13 protein-coding genes are annotated in these 16,155 nt (G+C 72.7%); 3 read left to right on the forward strand and 10 right to left on the reverse strand.

Going from position 1 to position 16,155, the window contains the following annotated elements; translation table 11 throughout:
* Positions 1–2: 2 nt before the first annotated feature.
* From F0L17_RS25540 to F0L17_RS25565, 6 genes are all read right to left on the reverse strand, one after another.
* Positions 3–1,280: a glutamate synthase-related protein gene (locus tag F0L17_RS25540; protein WP_162466689.1), complete on the reverse strand. Its 1,278-nt coding sequence runs from the start codon at positions 1,278–1,280 to the stop codon at positions 3–5.
* Positions 1,277–2,272, reverse strand: a complete 996-nt coding sequence (locus F0L17_RS27195) for an asparagine synthetase A (protein WP_155072883.1) — start codon at positions 2,270–2,272, stop codon at positions 1,277–1,279. The genes F0L17_RS25540 and F0L17_RS27195 overlap by 4 nt, the downstream gene beginning before the upstream one ends.
* 66 nt (positions 2,273–2,338) lie before the next feature.
* On the reverse strand, positions 2,339–3,622 hold the full coding sequence (locus tag F0L17_RS27200) for a methylaspartate mutase (RefSeq protein ID WP_155072884.1): 1,284 nt from the start codon (positions 3,620–3,622) through the stop codon (positions 2,339–2,341).
* Positions 3,622–4,092: a cobalamin B12-binding domain-containing protein gene (locus tag F0L17_RS25555; RefSeq protein WP_155072885.1), complete on the reverse strand. Its 471-nt coding sequence runs from the start codon at positions 4,090–4,092 to the stop codon at positions 3,622–3,624. The genes F0L17_RS27200 and F0L17_RS25555 overlap by 1 nt, the downstream gene beginning before the upstream one ends.
* Before the next feature lie 98 nt (positions 4,093–4,190).
* A complete protein-coding gene (locus F0L17_RS25560; protein ID WP_155072886.1) occupies positions 4,191–5,612 on the reverse strand; it encodes a helix-turn-helix domain-containing protein in 1,422 nt (473 codons plus the stop codon).
* Positions 5,613–5,671: 59 nt separating this feature from the next.
* The gene (locus tag F0L17_RS25565; RefSeq protein WP_155072887.1) at positions 5,672–5,839 is read right to left on the reverse strand and encodes a hypothetical protein; all 168 of its coding nucleotides are present in this window, start codon (positions 5,837–5,839) and stop codon (positions 5,672–5,674) included.
* 683 nt (positions 5,840–6,522) lie between these two features.
* Here F0L17_RS25565 and F0L17_RS25570 point away from each other — a divergent pair.
* A complete protein-coding gene (locus F0L17_RS25570; protein ID WP_155072888.1) occupies positions 6,523–7,449 on the forward strand; it encodes a LuxR C-terminal-related transcriptional regulator in 927 nt (308 codons plus the stop codon).
* A 194-nt stretch (positions 7,450–7,643) separates the two neighbouring features.
* Entirely contained in the window at positions 7,644–7,799 is a 156-nt protein-coding gene (locus F0L17_RS25575) for a hypothetical protein (RefSeq protein WP_155072889.1), read from the forward strand.
* Between the two features lie 73 nt (positions 7,800–7,872).
* Here the strand turns inward: F0L17_RS25575 and F0L17_RS25580 are convergent, their stop codons facing one another.
* Both F0L17_RS25580 and F0L17_RS25585 read right to left on the reverse strand, forming a co-directional pair.
* The gene (locus F0L17_RS25580; RefSeq protein ID WP_155072890.1) at positions 7,873–8,613 is read right to left on the reverse strand and encodes a hypothetical protein; all 741 of its coding nucleotides are present in this window, start codon (positions 8,611–8,613) and stop codon (positions 7,873–7,875) included.
* 446 nt (positions 8,614–9,059) lie between these two features.
* Positions 9,060–10,217: an NAD(P)/FAD-dependent oxidoreductase gene (locus tag F0L17_RS25585; protein WP_155072891.1), complete on the reverse strand. Its 1,158-nt coding sequence runs from the start codon at positions 10,215–10,217 to the stop codon at positions 9,060–9,062.
* A 667-nt stretch (positions 10,218–10,884) separates the two neighbouring features.
* Here F0L17_RS25585 and uppS point away from each other — a divergent pair.
* Positions 10,885–12,501, forward strand: coding sequence for a polyprenyl diphosphate synthase (gene uppS, locus F0L17_RS25590; RefSeq protein WP_155072892.1), 1,617 nt, complete (start codon positions 10,885–10,887; stop codon positions 12,499–12,501).
* A 20-nt stretch (positions 12,502–12,521) separates the two neighbouring features.
* Here uppS and F0L17_RS25595 read toward each other — a convergent pair whose 3' ends face one another.
* A complete protein-coding gene (locus tag F0L17_RS25595) occupies positions 12,522–13,166 on the reverse strand; it encodes a hypothetical protein (RefSeq protein WP_155072893.1) in 645 nt (214 codons plus the stop codon).
* Between the two features lie 315 nt (positions 13,167–13,481).
* Positions 13,482–15,872: an ATP-binding cassette domain-containing protein gene (locus F0L17_RS25600; protein ID WP_155072894.1), complete on the reverse strand. Its 2,391-nt coding sequence runs from the start codon at positions 15,870–15,872 to the stop codon at positions 13,482–13,484.
* Between the last annotated feature and the right edge of the window lie 283 nt (positions 15,873–16,155).

Below are 16,155 nucleotides of genomic sequence, written 5' to 3' on the forward strand. Positions count from 1 at the left end.
GTTCACCTCGATGAGTCGAGTCGGTTCGACGGGGGAACGGAGGGGGACCAGAGGTCCTCGGGACCGAGGACGTCCGGCCGGTACTTCCCGAGCGCGCTGATCAGCAGGCGCATCTCCAGGGCCAGGCACTCCACCAGGCGGGCCAGGCCCTGTCGGGGGTCCTCGGCGACGGCGAGCAGCGCGGCCCGCCCCAGCCCGACGGCAGTGGCCCCGAGCGCCAGGCACTTCACGGCCCGGCCGCCCTCCCACATGCCACCGGAGACCAGCAGTCCGGGCAGCGGCCCGCCCAGGCGGCGCAGGCACTCGGCCAGGGGCAGCCCCACCTGTCCGAGGAAGACCTCGGGCGCCCAACCGGTGCCGCCCTCGGCGCCGTCCACGGTCACCGCGTCCGCCCCGGCCGCCACCGCGAGCCGCGCGGCGTCCGCCACGTCCCGGCCCGGCGGCAGCTTCACCCAGACCCGGGCCCGTGGGTAGTTGTTGCGCATCAGCCGGATCTGCTGCCGCAGGATCTCCTCGGTGAGCGTGCCGGGGCTGCCGGAGCGCAGCACCCGCCGCCCCTCGAAGAGGGGATCCACCACGAAGTGCTCCCGCATCCGCTCCGCCGCGGCCTCCGGCAGCACGGTCATCCCGCCCAGTCCGGGCTTGGCGCCCTGGCCGGCCTTCAGCTCGAAGGCCAGGCGGCCCGAGTCCAGCAGCGGCTGCGCCGCCGGGTCGCTGTAGGCGAGGTTCCACACCTCGGCATCGGCGTCCTCGGTGCTCTGCTGCACCACGACGCCGCCGCGCCCCTCGGGGGCCGTCTCGGCGTAGGCGACGAGGCGGGCCAGCACCGAGGAGTCCCCGGGGGCGTCGCCGCCCCGGCCGTAGCCGTGCACGGAGGTGACGTTCTCCCCGATGACCAGGGGAACCCCCATGACCCCCGCCTGACGGCTCAGCGCGAGGCCGAGGCCCCGGTCGCCGGCGGCCCGGGTGGAGCCGAGCGCGGAGAGGTAGAGCGGCAGCGCCGAGTGGAAACCCCCCACCGTGACCTCGAGGTCGACGTCGCGGTAGGTGGGCTCGTGGCCCAGTTCGACGAGACGGGCCAGCCGGCCGGGCATGAAGACCGGCGGGACCAGCCGCAGGGCGTCCAGGGCGTCCGGGGCGCCGGATCCGGCGGGTACCCGGCCGCCCCCGTAGAGCACCTGCCCGTACTCACCGGGCGGCGGAAAGGCGGCGGCGGCACCCAGCCGGGCGCGGCGCCGCACCTCCTCCTCGGGGAAGCCGGGGGCGGTGATATCGCTCACGGCGAGACCACCCCGGGCAGCTTGGGGTAGGCACTGGCCTGCCAGACGGCGTCCAGCCCGGCCACGTACCGGGTCAGGCGTTCCACGCCGATGCCGAAGCCCGCGCTGCCCGGGAGGCCCTCGCGCACCAGGTCCAGATACCAGCGGTACTTCCGGGGGTTCTCCCCGGTCTCCCGCATCCGGGTGACGATCTCGGCGTAGTCGTTGGTGCGCTCGCTGCCGCTGCACAGCTCGCCGTAGCCCTGCGGGGCGATCAGGTCGAAGTTCCGCAGCACGCCGGGCGCGGCGGGGTCCTCCCGGTCGTAGAAGCCGCGCGAGCCCTTGGGGTAGTCGGTGACGAGGAACGGACGGTCGGACTTGGCCGACAGGATCGCCTCGCCCTCCCAGTCCAGTTCGGCGTCCGGACTCTGCCCGTGCCCGAGGTCACGCAGTTCGCGCACCGCCTCCGCGTGGGTGACGCGGCGGAAGGGGCCCGTCGACAGGGGCCGGAAGGCGTCCGGGTCGCGGCCCAGTCGTTCCAGCTCCCCGGGGAGGCCGGTGACGGTCCGGTTCACCATGTGGACGACCAGCCGCTCCAGCAGCTCCATGACCTCCTCCCGGGAGGCGCCCGCCACCTCCACGTCCAGTTGGTGGAACTCCGCCAGGTGACGGCTGGTGTGCGCGGTCTCCAACGGCTCCAGACGGACGTTCGGGGCGATGCAGAAGATCTTGTCGAAGGCCAGCAGCGACGCCTGCTTGTAGAGGATGGCGCTGGTCATCAGCTTGTAGCGGTGGCCGTAGAAGTCGATGTCCACCTGTTTGGCGCCCCGGGCCCCCGGATCGGTGACCGGGCCGATGACGGGTGGCAGCAGCTCGGTGAACCCGGCCTCGCGCAGGTATTCGCGGGCCGCGCCGAGCAGTTGCTGCTGGACGCGCAGCACACTCCGGGTGCGGGCGGAGTTCAGGTGTACGCCGGGGTCGGTCGGCGGGATGGTGACTTCTGCTTCGGACATGGCGCCGCTTCCTCTCTCTTCCGTTTCCGGTCGTCCGCTCCGGTGGTCCCGGGGCGGTCCTCGCGGTCACCGGGCGCGGGCCGCGGCGACCGCGGCCCGCCGGTCGTAGCTCCGACTGACGTGGTTCAGGGCGTCGAGCAGCCCGGCGGAGTCGACCCCGGCGCCGCCGGTGGCCGTGTGGCGCCCCAGCGGCATGGCCCCGATGTCCGTCCAACGCAACCGCCCCGCGCCGTCCAGGCAGCTGCGGGATCGCCCCGCGTTGGCCGGGTGCAGGCAGTGGGGGACATCCAGGTAGCCGCGGGCGAAGGCGTCGACCAGCGCCCGGCCGATGTCCCCGTCGAGGCTCAACACCGCCTCGACCAGCGCCCGTGCCTCCTCGTACACGCCGGTCCCGGAGTCGGTCCCGGCGCCGGCACCGGCGCCGTTCTCCGCGCGGCCGGCGGCCGCGGCCGCCGCCGCGGCCTCCTCCAGGGCGCGCACGTTCTCTGCGACGGTGGGGATGCGGTGCGCCTCGGCGGCGGTCTTGACGATCAGCCGCGCGGCCCCGGTCCGCACCGCGAGCCGCGCCGCGTCCGTGAGCAGCAGCCGGGCGCCGCCGGGGGTCCGCGGATAGACGCCCATGTAGGCGTAGACGACGATGTGCCAGTCGGTGTCGGGCAGCAGTTCGGCGGCGAGGCGGCCGAGCGCGGTGACCGCCTCCGCGTCCTGCGCCGGGCTGGTCTGCTGCGCGTAGCTGAGGGAGATGCTGCGCACCCCGTGCCGTCGGAAGAACACGCCTTCCAGCACGCTGAGCGCCACCAGCAGGCCGGGCGGGCACAGTTGGCCCATCATGCAACCGCCGAAGGTCTCCAGGTGGGGCTCGGGCCCGTGACCCCGTACGGCTGCGAGCAGCCGGCAGCACCGCTCCCAGCAGGCCACCGCCTCCGCCAGCGGGGTCCGGCTGTACGGCAGGCAGTAGGAGACGGGGCCGCCCTCGGTGGCGGTCAGACCGGCGGCGAGCAGGGCGCGGAAGATGTGCTCGGGCCGGGCGGAGCCGTGCCGCACCTGCACGGGGAAGTCGTCCCCGGCGACGCCGCGCAGCACCTCGCGGGTCGTCTCCGGGGAGTGGCAGGCCAGGGGGTAGCCGTTGAGGTCCGCGCCCTCGGCGACCGCCCGCCGCGCGGCGGCGAGGTCCCCGGTGCGGGTGTAGCTGTCCACGGTGAGGGTGCCGACGGTGGTGGCCGCGGCGCTCTTGGTGGCGAGCAGTCCGGCACGCATCCGGGCCGGACGGCCCATCCCCATGCGGGGCTGCACCACCAGGGTCCCCGCCGCGTGTGCGCGCGCCACGAAGCGGCCGAAGGCGGCGCTCATCAGGCCGCCCTCGGCCGCCGGCACGAGCCGGAAGCGGTGGCGAGCGCATCGACGAAGGCCCGGAAGACGTTCAGGGCGCCGGGGCCTTCGAAGACCCCGTCGAAGCCGCGGGCCAGCAGCGTGCGGGCGCGGTCGGCGGCGTCCCCGGCGCCGGTGATGCCGAGCTTGCCGCCGATGACCACGGCCGTCCCGCGTAGCTCCGGGCAGGCTCGCAGGGCCGTGATGACGCGGACGCCCTCCTGGCAGCCGTGCCCGTTGACGCTGCTGATCACGATCAGGTCGGGCCGCCGTGCGCGGCACTCGTCGAGGAGGAGGTCGTCGGGAACACAGGGCCCGAGCACGGTCACCCGGTGACCCGACTCCTCCAGGAGCAGACGTAGGAACACCAGGTTCCAGGTGTGCGCGTCGGAGGCGACGGTGGTGACGGTGACGGTCAGGCCACCCCGCCGCTCCATGCTCCCGCTGTCCATGCGAGCCCCCACGTTCGAGACCGGAGAGTGGGGGGACCCCCACCAACGTCTGGAAAGCTATGGAGCGTTGGGGCGACGGACCGGCAGCTTGCCCGGAACTAAGAGGGCAGTATGGCGGGCGCACCGGCAGATACCGCGGACGCGGCACCGGCGGCGGTGCCGGATGGGGCGGGGTGGACCGGTGGGGCGGTCCGGAGCGCCGCCGGTACGGCATCGGCGGGCCGCCGGCCCGGCACGGCGGCGGGGTGGCGCGGTTCGTGCCGGCGCACGGTCGCGGTCTGGACCGGGCGCGGGGTTTCGTCCCGGAACAGTGGACGGAGCAGGTTCAGCACCCGGTATCGGACCCCGCCGGGAGTGGCCAGCGACCGGATCAGCCCGTGGGTGGTGAGGTCGTGCAGCACGGCCAGGCACTCCTCGACGGGCCGCCCGCTGAGCGGCACCACCTCGTCGAGACCGAGCGTGCCGGGGGCGGTGGCCAGCAGCCCCAGCAGGGTCCGTCGCCGGGGCGGCAGGGCGGTCAGGGCGCTGTACAGCGTGTCGTGCAGGCTCTCCCCGGAGCCGTGGCTGAGCAGCGGGGAGGCGAGACAACCGGGACGGTTGGCCAGCCGGGTCACGAGCTGGGCGGGGGACTGCACCAGGGTCCAGCGTGCGGCCAGCTCCAGGGCCCGGGGCAGCCCGTCGAGGCAGCGGCACAGCTCGGCGATGGCGGGGGCTTCGGCGGCGGTGAGCCGGAACGTCGGTCTCAGCTCGCGCATGCGGGTCACCAGCAGCGCCACCACCGCGTAGCGGCCCAGGGCGGCGGGGTCGTGCTCGGCGCCGAGGGCCGGGACGTCCAGCGGGGCCAGCGGGATCATGTGCTCGCCCGGCAGCCGCAGCGGAAGCCGGGAGGTCACCAGCACCCGCAGCCGGGCGTGCCGGCGGAAGAGGCCGTCCAGCCCCCCGGGCACATCCGGGCCGTCCGTGCCGGGGCCGGCACCGTCGAGCACCAGGAGCGTCGGCCGGTCCCCGAGGTCCCACGCGTGCGCGTGGGCCCAGGCGTCCAACCCGCCCGCCTCCCGGCGGCCCTCCGCGGAGGCCCAGCGCACCGACCACCGCTCGGTCCGGTGCAGTCGCCAGGCGACCTCCTGCGCCAGTCTGCTCTTGCCGACGCCACCGAGGCCGACCACCGACACCAGGCGCCCGCCCTGGGTGGTGAACGCCTCGCACAGGACCTCCGTCTCCGCGTCGCGCCCCAGCAGCACGCCCCGCGGTGGGACGGGTGGGGTGGGCTCCTGCCGGAGCGGCTGCCGTCGGGCCGCCGCCTCGAACGCCTCCCGACCGCGCCCGTCCAACCGCAGCGCGTCGGCGAGGAGGCGTACGGTCTCCTGCCGGGGGCGCAGCACCCGGCCCGCTTCCATGTCCCGGATGGCCCGCACGCTCAGGGTCGCGTGGTCGGCCAGGCACTGTTGGGTCTGCCCCAGCCGCTCGCGCCGGTGTCTGAGCAGCTCGCCGAAGGTGGCCGGGGGCCGGTTGGTGTCCATTGCTGTTCCCTTCGTGATCACGGATCTTTCGGAGGGCGACGGGTGACGCGGACGCCCGTTCACAGCGCCAGCAGCTCGCAACCGGTACAGACGAGACCGGGGGAATCCGCTTCCATCCGGACCGCCACGGAACATCCTGCGGCCAGCGCGTCCACGGGCCGTGGCGATACGAGGAACACGACCGTGTGCAGGGTGTCGCCCCGGATCTCGGCCCATATGTGTTCCACGGAAACACCGAGCGACTCGCAGGCTTGTCGAACAACTTCCGTGGGGTTTTCCCGGTGTGGTATTCCGGCCGCACCGGCCGTAAAAAAGGTGATCCTTACTCCGTGCACAGCGGTCCAGTCAGCCGAGGAACGAAACGGGTGTCCGGCCATATCGTGGCGGATGGGGCGCCGGATATTTTCGGATCGACGAAACGGGGAAGCCCTCCCGCCCGGGAAGGGGAAACGGTCGGATGGTCGGAAGGGAATTCATCGGGGAACTCCCCGCTCCCGTTCAGCAGTAGAACAGCGCGGGAGGGCGACTGTCACCCGGCGTCAGGAGCCCACTACCTGCCGCGGCAGGTAGCTGCCGGCCGGTCCGGCGCCCTGTCGGGGCCCTCGCGGATCGACCCCGCCTCGCGGACCGGGGCAGTCCGGTGCGGGACCGCCACTGGGCCGCAAACACCTTGGAGCGCAACATTCTGCCTATCTCCCGCCCACTCGCCACGGCTCGCGACCGTCCGGCGAGCGATGGCGGGGCACCTCGGAACGGGAAGCGGTGATTTTCTTCGCGTTTTCCGCGTGCGAAGCGCGGAAGCCGTTATGCTGACCCTGTTTCGAGGCCGGAAGCCGATCGGGATCCGGGGCGTCGACCTGTGGGGGGTGCGCTGGACGTGAATAAGTGGACCATTCAGGTTTACGGCGCGATGGTGTTGAACCGCGACTGGGGCGTCGAAAAAATAGCCGAGCATCTGGATATCGACGAGAACACGGTCCGGGGAGCGCTCGACGAGCTGGCGGAAGCATCGCTGATCCGCTCTTCACCGGAATCCGAGGACGTCCTTCACCCGGTCAATCCGTCGATCGCACTGGCCCCGTTGATGGCTCGGCAGGAGGCCGAGCTGGAGGAATACCGGATCCACATCGCGCGCAACCGTCACATGGTGGCCGAGCTCACCTCGGAATGGGAGTCCGCGCAGGAGACCCGGGGTATCGCCGTGCTTCTCCGGGGGCTGGAGGCGGTGCGCGATCGGCTGGCGGAGCTCTGTGAGCAGGCCGAATCCGAACTCATGTCCTTCATGCCGGGGGGCGCCCAGAGCAGCGTGGCGCTGGAGGCCAGTCGCCCCTTGGACGAACGTCATCTGGCGCGCGGCGTGCGTATGCGTACCGTGTACCTGACGAGCGTTCAGGCCGACCGGCCCACCCGGGAGTACGCGGCCTGGCTCGCGCGGATGGGCGGCGAGGTCCGCACCGTGCCCTCCCTGCCGCTCCGCATGCTGATCGTGGACCGCCGCACCGCCGTGGTGCCCATCGCCCCGGACAACACCCACGAGGGGGCCCTGCTGCTCACCTCCAGGGGAGTTCTGGCGGGGTTGAACGCGCTCTTCGAGAAGGTCTGGGAGGAGGCCGAGCCGCTGGGCGTCGAACAGGCCCCCGAACCGGGCGAACCCACCGCCCAGGAGCGGGAGCTGTTGCGCCTGCTGGCCGCCGGCCACACCGACGAGGGCGTCTCCCGACAACTGGGGACCTCGGTACGCACCACTCGCCGGATCGTGGCCCGGCTCATGGACGCCCTGGACGCACGCAGCCGCTTCGAGGCGGGCTACAAGGCCGCTCGGCGCCAGTGGATCTGATGTCGCGACGGCGTTCGGCCTTCCCCGGCGGCGTGCCGCGCGTGGCCGGTTGATGCAGTGGACGGGTGCTGCCATCGCTTTCCTCTGGGCAGCGGCGCCCATGGGGGACAGGCTCGGGGTGTCAGAGCGCGGCGGGTTCCCCGGAACCGCACGACGCGCCGCCGACCCGGACGCGGACACGCAGAGGAGACGGGATGAACTTCCAGGGCTTCACGTGCACGGTGGTCGCGCTGCTGCTGGCCGGCTCGGCCGGTAGCGGAGTCCAACCGGCGGCGAGCGCGTCGACGCCGGCCCCCGTCACCATGGTGGCGAGCGAGGCCGAGCCGGAGGGCAGCTGGGGCTGGGACTGAACCGACGGGCCCATGCCACCGGCCTCCCTCCCGGGGACCGGCCGTGCCGCTCGGGCACCCGGTACGGCCGTGCTCAGGCCACCGGTTCCGCTTCGGGGCCCCGGTGGAAGGACCGATGGGCGAGCCACCCCGCCCAGGGCACCACGATCACCAGTGTCCCGGCGGCGAGCCAGGCCGTGAGGGTCAGCGCGTCCCGGATGTCGGGCCGGAGGAAGACGGCCACCAGTCCGCCGGTGCCCGGCACCATCGCGGCCAGGTAGGCGAGCACGAAGGGCCCGAACTGGTGCGTCGCCACCGGCCTGCCCCGTCTGTCCCGACGTCTCAGCCAGTGGGCCGACCAGAAGAACACCACGGCGAACGGGAGCGCGAGGACCGCGATGCCGACGGGGGCCCTGTACCCGCCCTCCGGCATGGCCTCGGTGCTCTCCCGGGACGGGCCGAGGGCCACCTCCCGCACCTCGCCCCGCCAGGTGGTCGTGGTGACGGTCGCGCCGACGCGCAGTCGGTCTTCGACGGAGCCGTCCCCGACCAGACTCACCCGATGCTCCGAGCCGTCGGCATGGGTGAGGTCGTAGTGGTCGATGTGGGTCTTCCTCGCGATGGTCTCCTTGCCGGTGACCGTCGCCTCGCGCTCCCACCGGCACTCCGGGACGGGGCCGTTCGGCGGGCACACGGGCGCCGCCGCGTAGGCGCGTTCCTCGCTCACCGCGACGGGCGTCCAGACGGCGAGACACAACAGCGCGACGAGTCCGCACACACCGCCGAACGTCCGGAGCACCCAGGGAGGGGTCAGATCCTGTTGGTACCGAGTCATCGTTCACCTCGCTCGTGGCCGTCCGGCCTCGTTCCGTCTCCGGCGCCGGCACGGAACGGCGGTCGGCGGTGTCACCACCGCGGGACCTCCGGCGGAAGCCGGGACCGCGGCGGGGCGGGGAGCCGGCGACGGCCACCGCGGCGGTCATGCCGGAAGCGGTGGGCCGGTGAGGAGCGTCGGGGCGCCGGTCGTCGCGAGCGGCCACGGCTCCGGCCCTCGCATCCCTCGGTCGGACACGGACCCCACCCTCGTCTCTCGCACCGCGCCGCTTCGCCGCCTCCCCGCGCCCCTCGGCTCACCACGCCTCGCCAGGGGGCTGGTCATCATACAGAGCCCGCTCTCCGCGCGGGCCGGGCACCGAGCGGCGTACGCCCGGGGCCGGCCGGACCGCGGGACGGGATCCGCGGTCCGGCGGGCAGCGCGGGCGGGGCGGGGACGACCCGCGTTCACCCGTGTCCGGGGCCGGGGAAGGACCTGTCGCCGAAGAGGACCCGTTCGGCCGCGGCCCGGCCGAACGGCGTGCGCAGCAGCCTGAACGCCACCGCTGCCATGGTCGGCGTCCGCACCTGGGCCAACCCCCTGCGCAGCATGAGCCGCCCCCGGAAACGAGCGCGCAGAGCGGCTCCGTCGTAGGCGGCCGACACGTCCGGCCGCCCGGTCCGCAGCGCGTCGTCGAGGACCGCGGCGGCGAGCTCCGACAGCCGCAGGCACGGATCCAGGCCGCCGGCGGTGAGCGGGGAGACCGCGCCCGCCGCGTCCCCCACCAGAAGTCCGTCGGGGCAGCCGATCCGACGCAGCACGCCGCCGACGGGGATCGGACCTCCGCGCCGCTCCACCACCTCGGGACGGGCCACGCCGGTCAACCCGGGCGCCGAGGCGCCGAACCGTTCCAGGGCCCGGCGAAGGCCGTCCGGGAAGCGGTCGGCGTAACCGGCGACGCCGACATGGGCGTGCCGGCCGTCGTTGACCACCCAGGCCAGGTAGCCGGGGGCGAACGAGGGGTCGAGCACGCAGTGGAACGTCGGCGGCTCGTCGCTCCCGGGCAGTTCGAAGACCTCCTCGGCGCCGACCAGCAGGTGGTGGTTGCGGTCGAGGGCGAGGTCGCGGGCGACCGTCGAGCGGGCCCCGTCGGCGCCGACGACGAAGCGTGCCCGTACCACCGTCGGCCCGCAGCGGCCGACCAGGTGGAAGGCGTCGCCCCGCCGACCGACGTAGCGCGTGCCCAGCGCCGTCCGCACGCCCGCGTCGGTCGCGGCGTCGGCCGCTGCCGCGTAGAGCGGTGCCATGTCGCCCACCCGGTACTCGTCGCGGCCGCTGGTCAGGCTGACCGGGTGGCGCATGCCAGGGGGGTAGAGCACCACTCGTCGGATCGGTGGGCCGAGATGCTCGGAGGGCAGCGGAAAGTCGTCGAGCGTCTTCCGCACGAAGATTCCCGTGGTGCGGATCGCGCCGGTGAGATCGGTCCGCCGGTCGACCAGGAGGACATCGTGGCCCTGCCGGGCGAGGAGCGTGGCGGTGTGGAGGCCGGCCAACCCGGCTCCGACCACCAGTACGTCGGTACGGGTCGTGGCCCCGAGGTGGCGGGAGGTGTCGGTCGTCGTCATGGTCTGCTCCTCGTGGGGCCGTCACCGGCTCGCATCGGTGCGCGGCGCGAGCGCGGACGGCTTTCCCGGCGCCGCTCTTTCTATCGAATTGCGATAGGAAGCTATCGAAATTCGATAGGATCGGCAAGGGGGGGCAGCCGACGCACCGGAGCTCGGAAACGGATCCGTGCTTCGATGCCGGCGGTGTCGAGCGCGGCGAGCGGCCCTTCGCGTGGTTCCCCGCCACGACGACGTCCTGCTCCGAGGCGGCGGCGCTCGGCGCGAGGGGGCGGGCCGGGTGACCTCACGGGGGGCGGAACCGGTCGCGCCGGGGGCGGTCCGGGCGAGTTCGGGACACCGCCGCCGTGCGCGAACCGGCGGCGCGATCCTGAGGACGATCCGTCGCCCTCGTGCGTGCCGACCGTTCGGACGGACACCCGATCGACGCCTCACGGCCCTCGCCGAGGTCGGACCCCGGAGGGGGGTTCGCCGACCGTCGGTGAGCCTACGCGCGATGTTTGTCGTGTGTACGTGTGATCCGACAACCGAACCGGTACCGATCGCCCCCGGCGTCGTTGACAAGGGTGGAGGTCTCCGGCTGTGAGCCGGAGAGGAGGTGCCGCCGTCCGCCGCGTTGCCGGGGCTGCGGAACGCGTACCGGCGGCGTGACCGAGGAGGAGGTCCGCGGATGGTGGGGGACGAGGCTGTGTCGGGTGCGCCGGAACTACGCGAGTCCTACGAGGCGTGCGCGGCCGAGACCAGGCGGTTCCTGGCACCGATGTGGAAGGCGACCGAGCTTCTGCCCGCCGCGATCCGCCCCCACGTCCACGCCGTGCACGGTTTCATGATGCGGACCGATCGCGTCGCCGACGAGGGCGGAGCGCGGACGGACCGCGAGAAGCGGATCGTCCGGTGGCGCTCCGACACCCTGGCGGAGTTGCGCGCGGGCCACAGCGAGCACCCGCTGCGGCGGGCGTTCGTGGACACGGTGCTGCGGTGGGACCTCGACCGTGCGGTGCTCGAGGAGTTCCTCGACACCATCCTGGCCGACTGCGTCTCCCCGCCCGTCTTCGAGACGTTCGCGGATCAGCGACGCTACCTGCGGGGAGCCACGGGGACGATCTTCGAGATGTGGACCCCGCTGCTGGACGTGAGAGGAGCGGAGGTGTCGTCGCTGACCTCCGTGCTGGGCGAGGTGTGCCAGTTGGTCGACATCATCGAGGACCTGCCGGCCGACCTCGCCGCCGGCCGGTGCTATCTGCCGCGTGCCGACCTGCGACGGCTGGGGCTGGAGATCGGCGATCTCCGGCGCGGTGAGCGGCGGGAGGCGCTGGACGAGTTGGTGGGTCTCCAGCTCGACCGCTGGACCGGCCTGCTGGAGCGGGCGGTGCCGGTGACCGGGATGGTGGGTCCCGAGTACCAACCGTTTCTGCACACCCTGCTCCTGGGGGCCCAGTTGCAGTTCGACGAGACCGTGCTCCGACAGGCCCGGGTCTTCACCGACGGGATCGACCCGCTGACGTCGATCGGTCCGGCGCGGCGCCGCCCGGCCCGGCCGCACACGGGTGCGGTGCCGGACCATGTCGCGGTGATCATGGACGGCAACCGGCGGTGGGCCGCGCAGCGGGGCATGTCGGCCTCCCAGGGGCACCACGCGGGCGAGCGGGCGGCGATGCGTCTGGTCAACGCCGCCCTGCGACTGGGAATCCGGCACCTGAGCATCTACGTGTTCTCCACCGAGAACTGGCGTCGCTCCCAGGACGAACTGGTCTCCCTGTTCGACGCCTTGGCCGACCGGGTCGTCCGGGGCATCGAGTGGCTGCACGAAATGGGCGTGCAGGTGCGCTGGTGCGGGCGGCGTGACCGCATCGAGCCGTCGCTCGCCTCCGAACTGGCACTGGCGGAGAGCATGACGTCGAACAACGACGTGCTGTCCCTGACCGTCTGCGTCGACTACGGCGGACGGGAGGAGCTGACCGAGGCCGCCCGCGCGCTGGCCGCCGAGGCGGTCGCGGGAACGATCCGGCCCGAGGACATCCGGCCCGAGGACCTGGCCCGGAACCTGTACGCGCCCGGTCTTCCCGACGTCGACCTACTGATCCGCACCTCCGGCGAACAGCGGATCAGCAACTTCCTGCCCTGGCACCTCGCCTACGCCGAACTGGTCTTCGACCGGACCCTCTGGCCCGACTTCGGGCTGGCCCGGTTGCGGGACGCCGTCACGGCGTACGCCGGTCGCCGGCGCCGCTTCGGCGGCGGTCTTCCCGGCCCCGCCCGACCGGTGGAGCCGGCTCCGACGTCCTGAGGCCGGAGCCGGCCCTCGCCTCACGGCTTCGGCGGGGTGTACACGCCCTCCGCGGTCACGTACGCCAACGGCGTGTCGGCGGTGAACGCGGGCGTGCCGAAGGTGGCGGTGTACACCTCCAGCAGCTCGGGGGTGGGGCGTAGCGGCACCTCGCCGAGCCGAACCGTCAGCGGCCGGCCCAGCGGCGCGTCACCGGTGGACAACAGGCCCTCGGCCAGGCCACACCGGAACATCGAGTGGTGCCCGACCTCGACGCCGTTGACCACGCACTTCCCGGAGGCCACCCCGTCCTGCAGGAGACTTTCCGGATTGACGATCCGGAAGACACCGGCCGGTGAGCGGACCGTGATCCCGCCGTCGAGGGCGCCGTCGCCCCGCGCCTCCGGGAGGTCCGTCAGCGAGGGATCACCGGTGCCGGAGCGTACGGAGAACCGCACTGCCGAACCGCGGGAGTCCTTGACCAAGCGGGCCGGAGCCACGGCCTCGACCACGGCCCCCAACCGGTCCAACTCCGCCTGGACCTGCTCGGTCCAGCGGACCTCGACCCAGCCGTCGGAGACGGTGCCCCATGTGTCCTCCGTGGTGGCGGAGGCCGTCCCGGTGAACCGGGACAACAGGGGCGCGGCCAAGGCGGTGCCCAGAACTGTTCGTCGTGTCGTACTCATCGGTGTGCGCACCATCCTTCCCCGGGCCGCAGGGCACGGCCCAGGGGGATCATCCAGTCGGTTGATATGCCCAGATCATGGAGTGACCGGAAACCACCCGAAAGGGTGGTAGGGGTGCACTGTCAGGTCTATCCGGGCTCGGGGGAGCCGCCCGGGCGCGGTGTCGAAACGTGGTGCTCCGGCGGCGGTTCGGTGCCCCGAGTCCGTCTGTTGCGTCGTTCCGGCCGTGACGGTCCGCCGACTCCGGGGCGCTCCCGCGCGGGAGATCGCCGGGTGCCGCGCGAACTCGTCCCGCGGTGTCAGCGAGAGCCGTGGTCAGGCGCCGACATAGGCCGCGAGGTGCTCCCCGGTGAGGGTGGAGCGGGCGGCGACGAGGTCGGCGGGCGTGCCCTCGAAGACGATCCGGCCGCCGTCGTGGCCGGCGCCGGGGCCGAGGTCGATGATCCAGTCGGCATGCGCCATGACCGCCTGGTGGTGCTCGACGACGATGACCGACTTGCCGGAGTCGACGAGCCGGTCGAGCAGGCCGAGCAGCTGCTCGACGTCGGCGAGGTGAAGGCCGGTGGTCGGTTCGTCGAGGATGTAGACGCCGCCCTTCTCGGCCATGTGGGTGGCCAGCTTGAGGCGCTGCCGTTCGCCGCCGGAGAGGGTGGTGAGCGGCTGACCGAGGCCGAGGTAGCCGAGCCCGACGTCGGCGAGCCGGCCGAGGACGGCGTGCGCGGCCGGCGTGTGCGCCTCGCCGGTGCCGAAGAACTCCTTGGCCTCGGCCACCGACATCGCGAGCACCTCGCTGATGTCGCGGCCGCCGAGGCGGTACTCCAACACCGACGCCTGGAACCGCTTCCCCTCGCACTCCTCGCAGGTGGTGGCGACACCGGCCATCATCGCCAGGTCGGTGTAGACGACACCGACGCCGTTGCAGCCGGGGCAGGCGCCCTGGGAGTTGGCGCTGAACAGCGCCGGTTTCACGCCGTTGGCCTTCGCGAACGCCTTGCGGATCGGGTCGAGCAGCCCGGTGTACGTCGCCGGGTTGCTGCGCCGCGAGCCGCGGATCGCGCCCTGGTCGATCGACACCACGCCCGCGTCGGTGGGAATCGACCCGTGCACGAGCGAACTCTTGCCCGAGCCCGCGACGCCGGTGACGACCGTCAGCACGCCCAGCGGGATGTCGACGTCGACGTCGCGCAGGTTGTGCGCCGTCGCGCCGCGGATCTCCAGCGTGCCGGTGGGCGTCCGAACCGTCTCCTTGAGGGTGGCCCGGTCGTCGAGATGGCGGCCGGTGAGGGTACCGCCGGCCCGTAGCCCCTCGACGGTGCCCTCGAAGCAGACGGTGCCACCCGCCGTACCGGCGCCGGGGCCGAGGTCGACGACGTGGTCGGCGATCGCGATGACCTCCGGCTTGTGCTCCACGACGAGCACGGTGTTGCCTTTGTCCCGCAGCCGTAGCAGCAGGTTGTTCATCCGCTGGATGTCATGGGGGTGCAGTCCGGCGCTGGGCTCGTCGAAGACGTAGGTGACGTCGGTGAGCGAGGAGCCGAGATGACGGATCATCTTGGTGCGCTGTGCCTCGCCGCCCGACAGCGTGCCCGACGGCCGGTCGAGCGAGAGGTAGCCCAGCCCGATCTCCACGAACGAGTCGAGGATCTGCCGCAGCGCGGCGAGCAGCGGCGCCACCGACGGCTCGTTAAGACCGCCGACCCATGCGGCCAGGTCGCTGATCTGCATCGCGCACAGGTCGGCGATGTTGGCGCCCTTGATCCTCGACGACCGTGCCGCCTCACTGAGACGGGTGCCGTCACACTCGGGGCAGGTGGTGAAGGTGACAGCCCGGTCCACGAACGCCCGGATGTGTGGCTGCATCGCCTCCCGGTCCTTGGACAGGAACGACTTCTGGATCTTGGGGATCAGTCCCTCGTAGGTGAGGTTGACGCCCTCGATCTTCACCTTGGTCGGCTCCCGGTGGAGGAAGTCCCGCATCTCCTTCTCGGTGAACTCGCGGATCGGCTTGTTCGGGTCGAGGAAGCCCGACTCGGCGTAGAGCCGCACGGTCCACCAACTGTCCGACTTCCAGCCGGGGATGGTGAACGCGCCCTCGGCGATCGACTTGGAGTCGTCGTAGAGCTGGGTGGGGTCGATGTCGGAGACCGTGCCGCGGCCTTCGCAGCGCGTGCACATGCCACCGGTGCGGGTGTAGGTGGCCTTCACCGCTTTCTTGGCGCCGCGTTCGACGGTGATCGCACCGCTCGCGCGCACGGAGGGGACGTTGAAGGCGTACGCGCCGGGCGGGCCGATGTGCGGATCGCCGAGCCGGCTGAAGAGGATGCGCAGCAACGCGTTGGCGTCGGTGGCGGTGCCGACCGTGGAGCGGGGGTCGGCGCCCATCCGCTGCTGGTCGACGGTGATCGCGGTCGTCAGCCCTTCGAGTACGTCGACCTCGGGCCGCGCCGGCGTCGGCATGAAGCCCTGTACGAAGGCGCTGTAGGTCTCGTTGATCATCCGCTGTGACTCCGCGGCGATCGTGTCGAACACCAGCGAGCTCTTGCCCGAGCCGGAGACGCCGGTGAACACCGTCAGGCGGCGCTTCGGGATTTCGATGCCGATGTCCTTGAGATTGTTCACACGCGCGCCGTGCACACGGATCAGGTCGTGGCTGTCGGCGACGTGCGGGGCGGACGACCGCGTGTCCGTCCTCGTGGCCATGCTCATCGTGTCTCCGTAAGGTCGTCAGGCGGGGCCGCCTTCGCGGTCCCCGTCGGTGTCGCCCGGCTCGGTCCGGTCGACTTCGAGCAGTACGTCTGGTTTCTCCTTCGTCGGCGTGGGCCGAGGCAACGGACCGCTGTCCACCCGGCCGGTGGTGTCGGCCGGGGGGCGCGACGTCCGTTCGGCGCCGAACGGACGGACGTCGCGCGTCGGCTCGCGGCCGAGTACCTCGTTCACCTCACGCCGAGCCCGGACGCGGTGTGGAGTTCACCGGCGGAACGGCGGCCGG

The sequence above is a fragment of the Streptomyces taklimakanensis genome (assembly GCF_009709575.1).
Taxonomy (GTDB): Bacteria; Actinomycetota; Actinomycetes; order Streptomycetales; family Streptomycetaceae; genus Streptomyces; species Streptomyces taklimakanensis.

Bases quoted from the DNA above. Each gene is read 5' to 3' on its own strand.
- F0L17_RS25595 (WP_155072893.1), bottom strand. From the start codon at position 13,166: ATGAGTACGACACGACGAACAGTTCTGGGCACCGCCTTGGCCGCGCCC.
- F0L17_RS27195 (WP_155072883.1), bottom strand. From the start codon at position 2,272: ATGTCCGAAGCAGAAGTCACCATCCCGCCGACCGACCCCGGCGTACAC.
- F0L17_RS25560 (WP_155072886.1), bottom strand. From the start codon at position 5,612: ATGGACACCAACCGGCCCCCGGCCACCTTCGGCGAGCTGCTCAGACAC.
- F0L17_RS25575 (WP_155072889.1), top strand. From the start codon at position 7,644: ATGAACTTCCAGGGCTTCACGTGCACGGTGGTCGCGCTGCTGCTGGCC.
- F0L17_RS27200 (WP_155072884.1), bottom strand. From the start codon at position 3,622: ATGAGCGCCGCCTTCGGCCGCTTCGTGGCGCGCGCACACGCGGCGGGG.
- F0L17_RS25570 (WP_155072888.1), top strand. From the start codon at position 6,523: ATGGTGTTGAACCGCGACTGGGGCGTCGAAAAAATAGCCGAGCATCTG.
- F0L17_RS25585 (WP_155072891.1), bottom strand. From the start codon at position 10,217: ATGACGACGACCGACACCTCCCGCCACCTCGGGGCCACGACCCGTACC.
- F0L17_RS25555 (WP_155072885.1), bottom strand. From the start codon at position 4,092: ATGGACAGCGGGAGCATGGAGCGGCGGGGTGGCCTGACCGTCACCGTC.
- uppS (WP_155072892.1), top strand. From the start codon at position 10,885: ATGGTGGGGGACGAGGCTGTGTCGGGTGCGCCGGAACTACGCGAGTCC.
- F0L17_RS25580 (WP_155072890.1), bottom strand. From the start codon at position 8,613: ATGACTCGGTACCAACAGGATCTGACCCCTCCCTGGGTGCTCCGGACG.
- F0L17_RS25600 (WP_155072894.1), bottom strand. From the start codon at position 15,872: ATGAGCATGGCCACGAGGACGGACACGCGGTCGTCCGCCCCGCACGTC.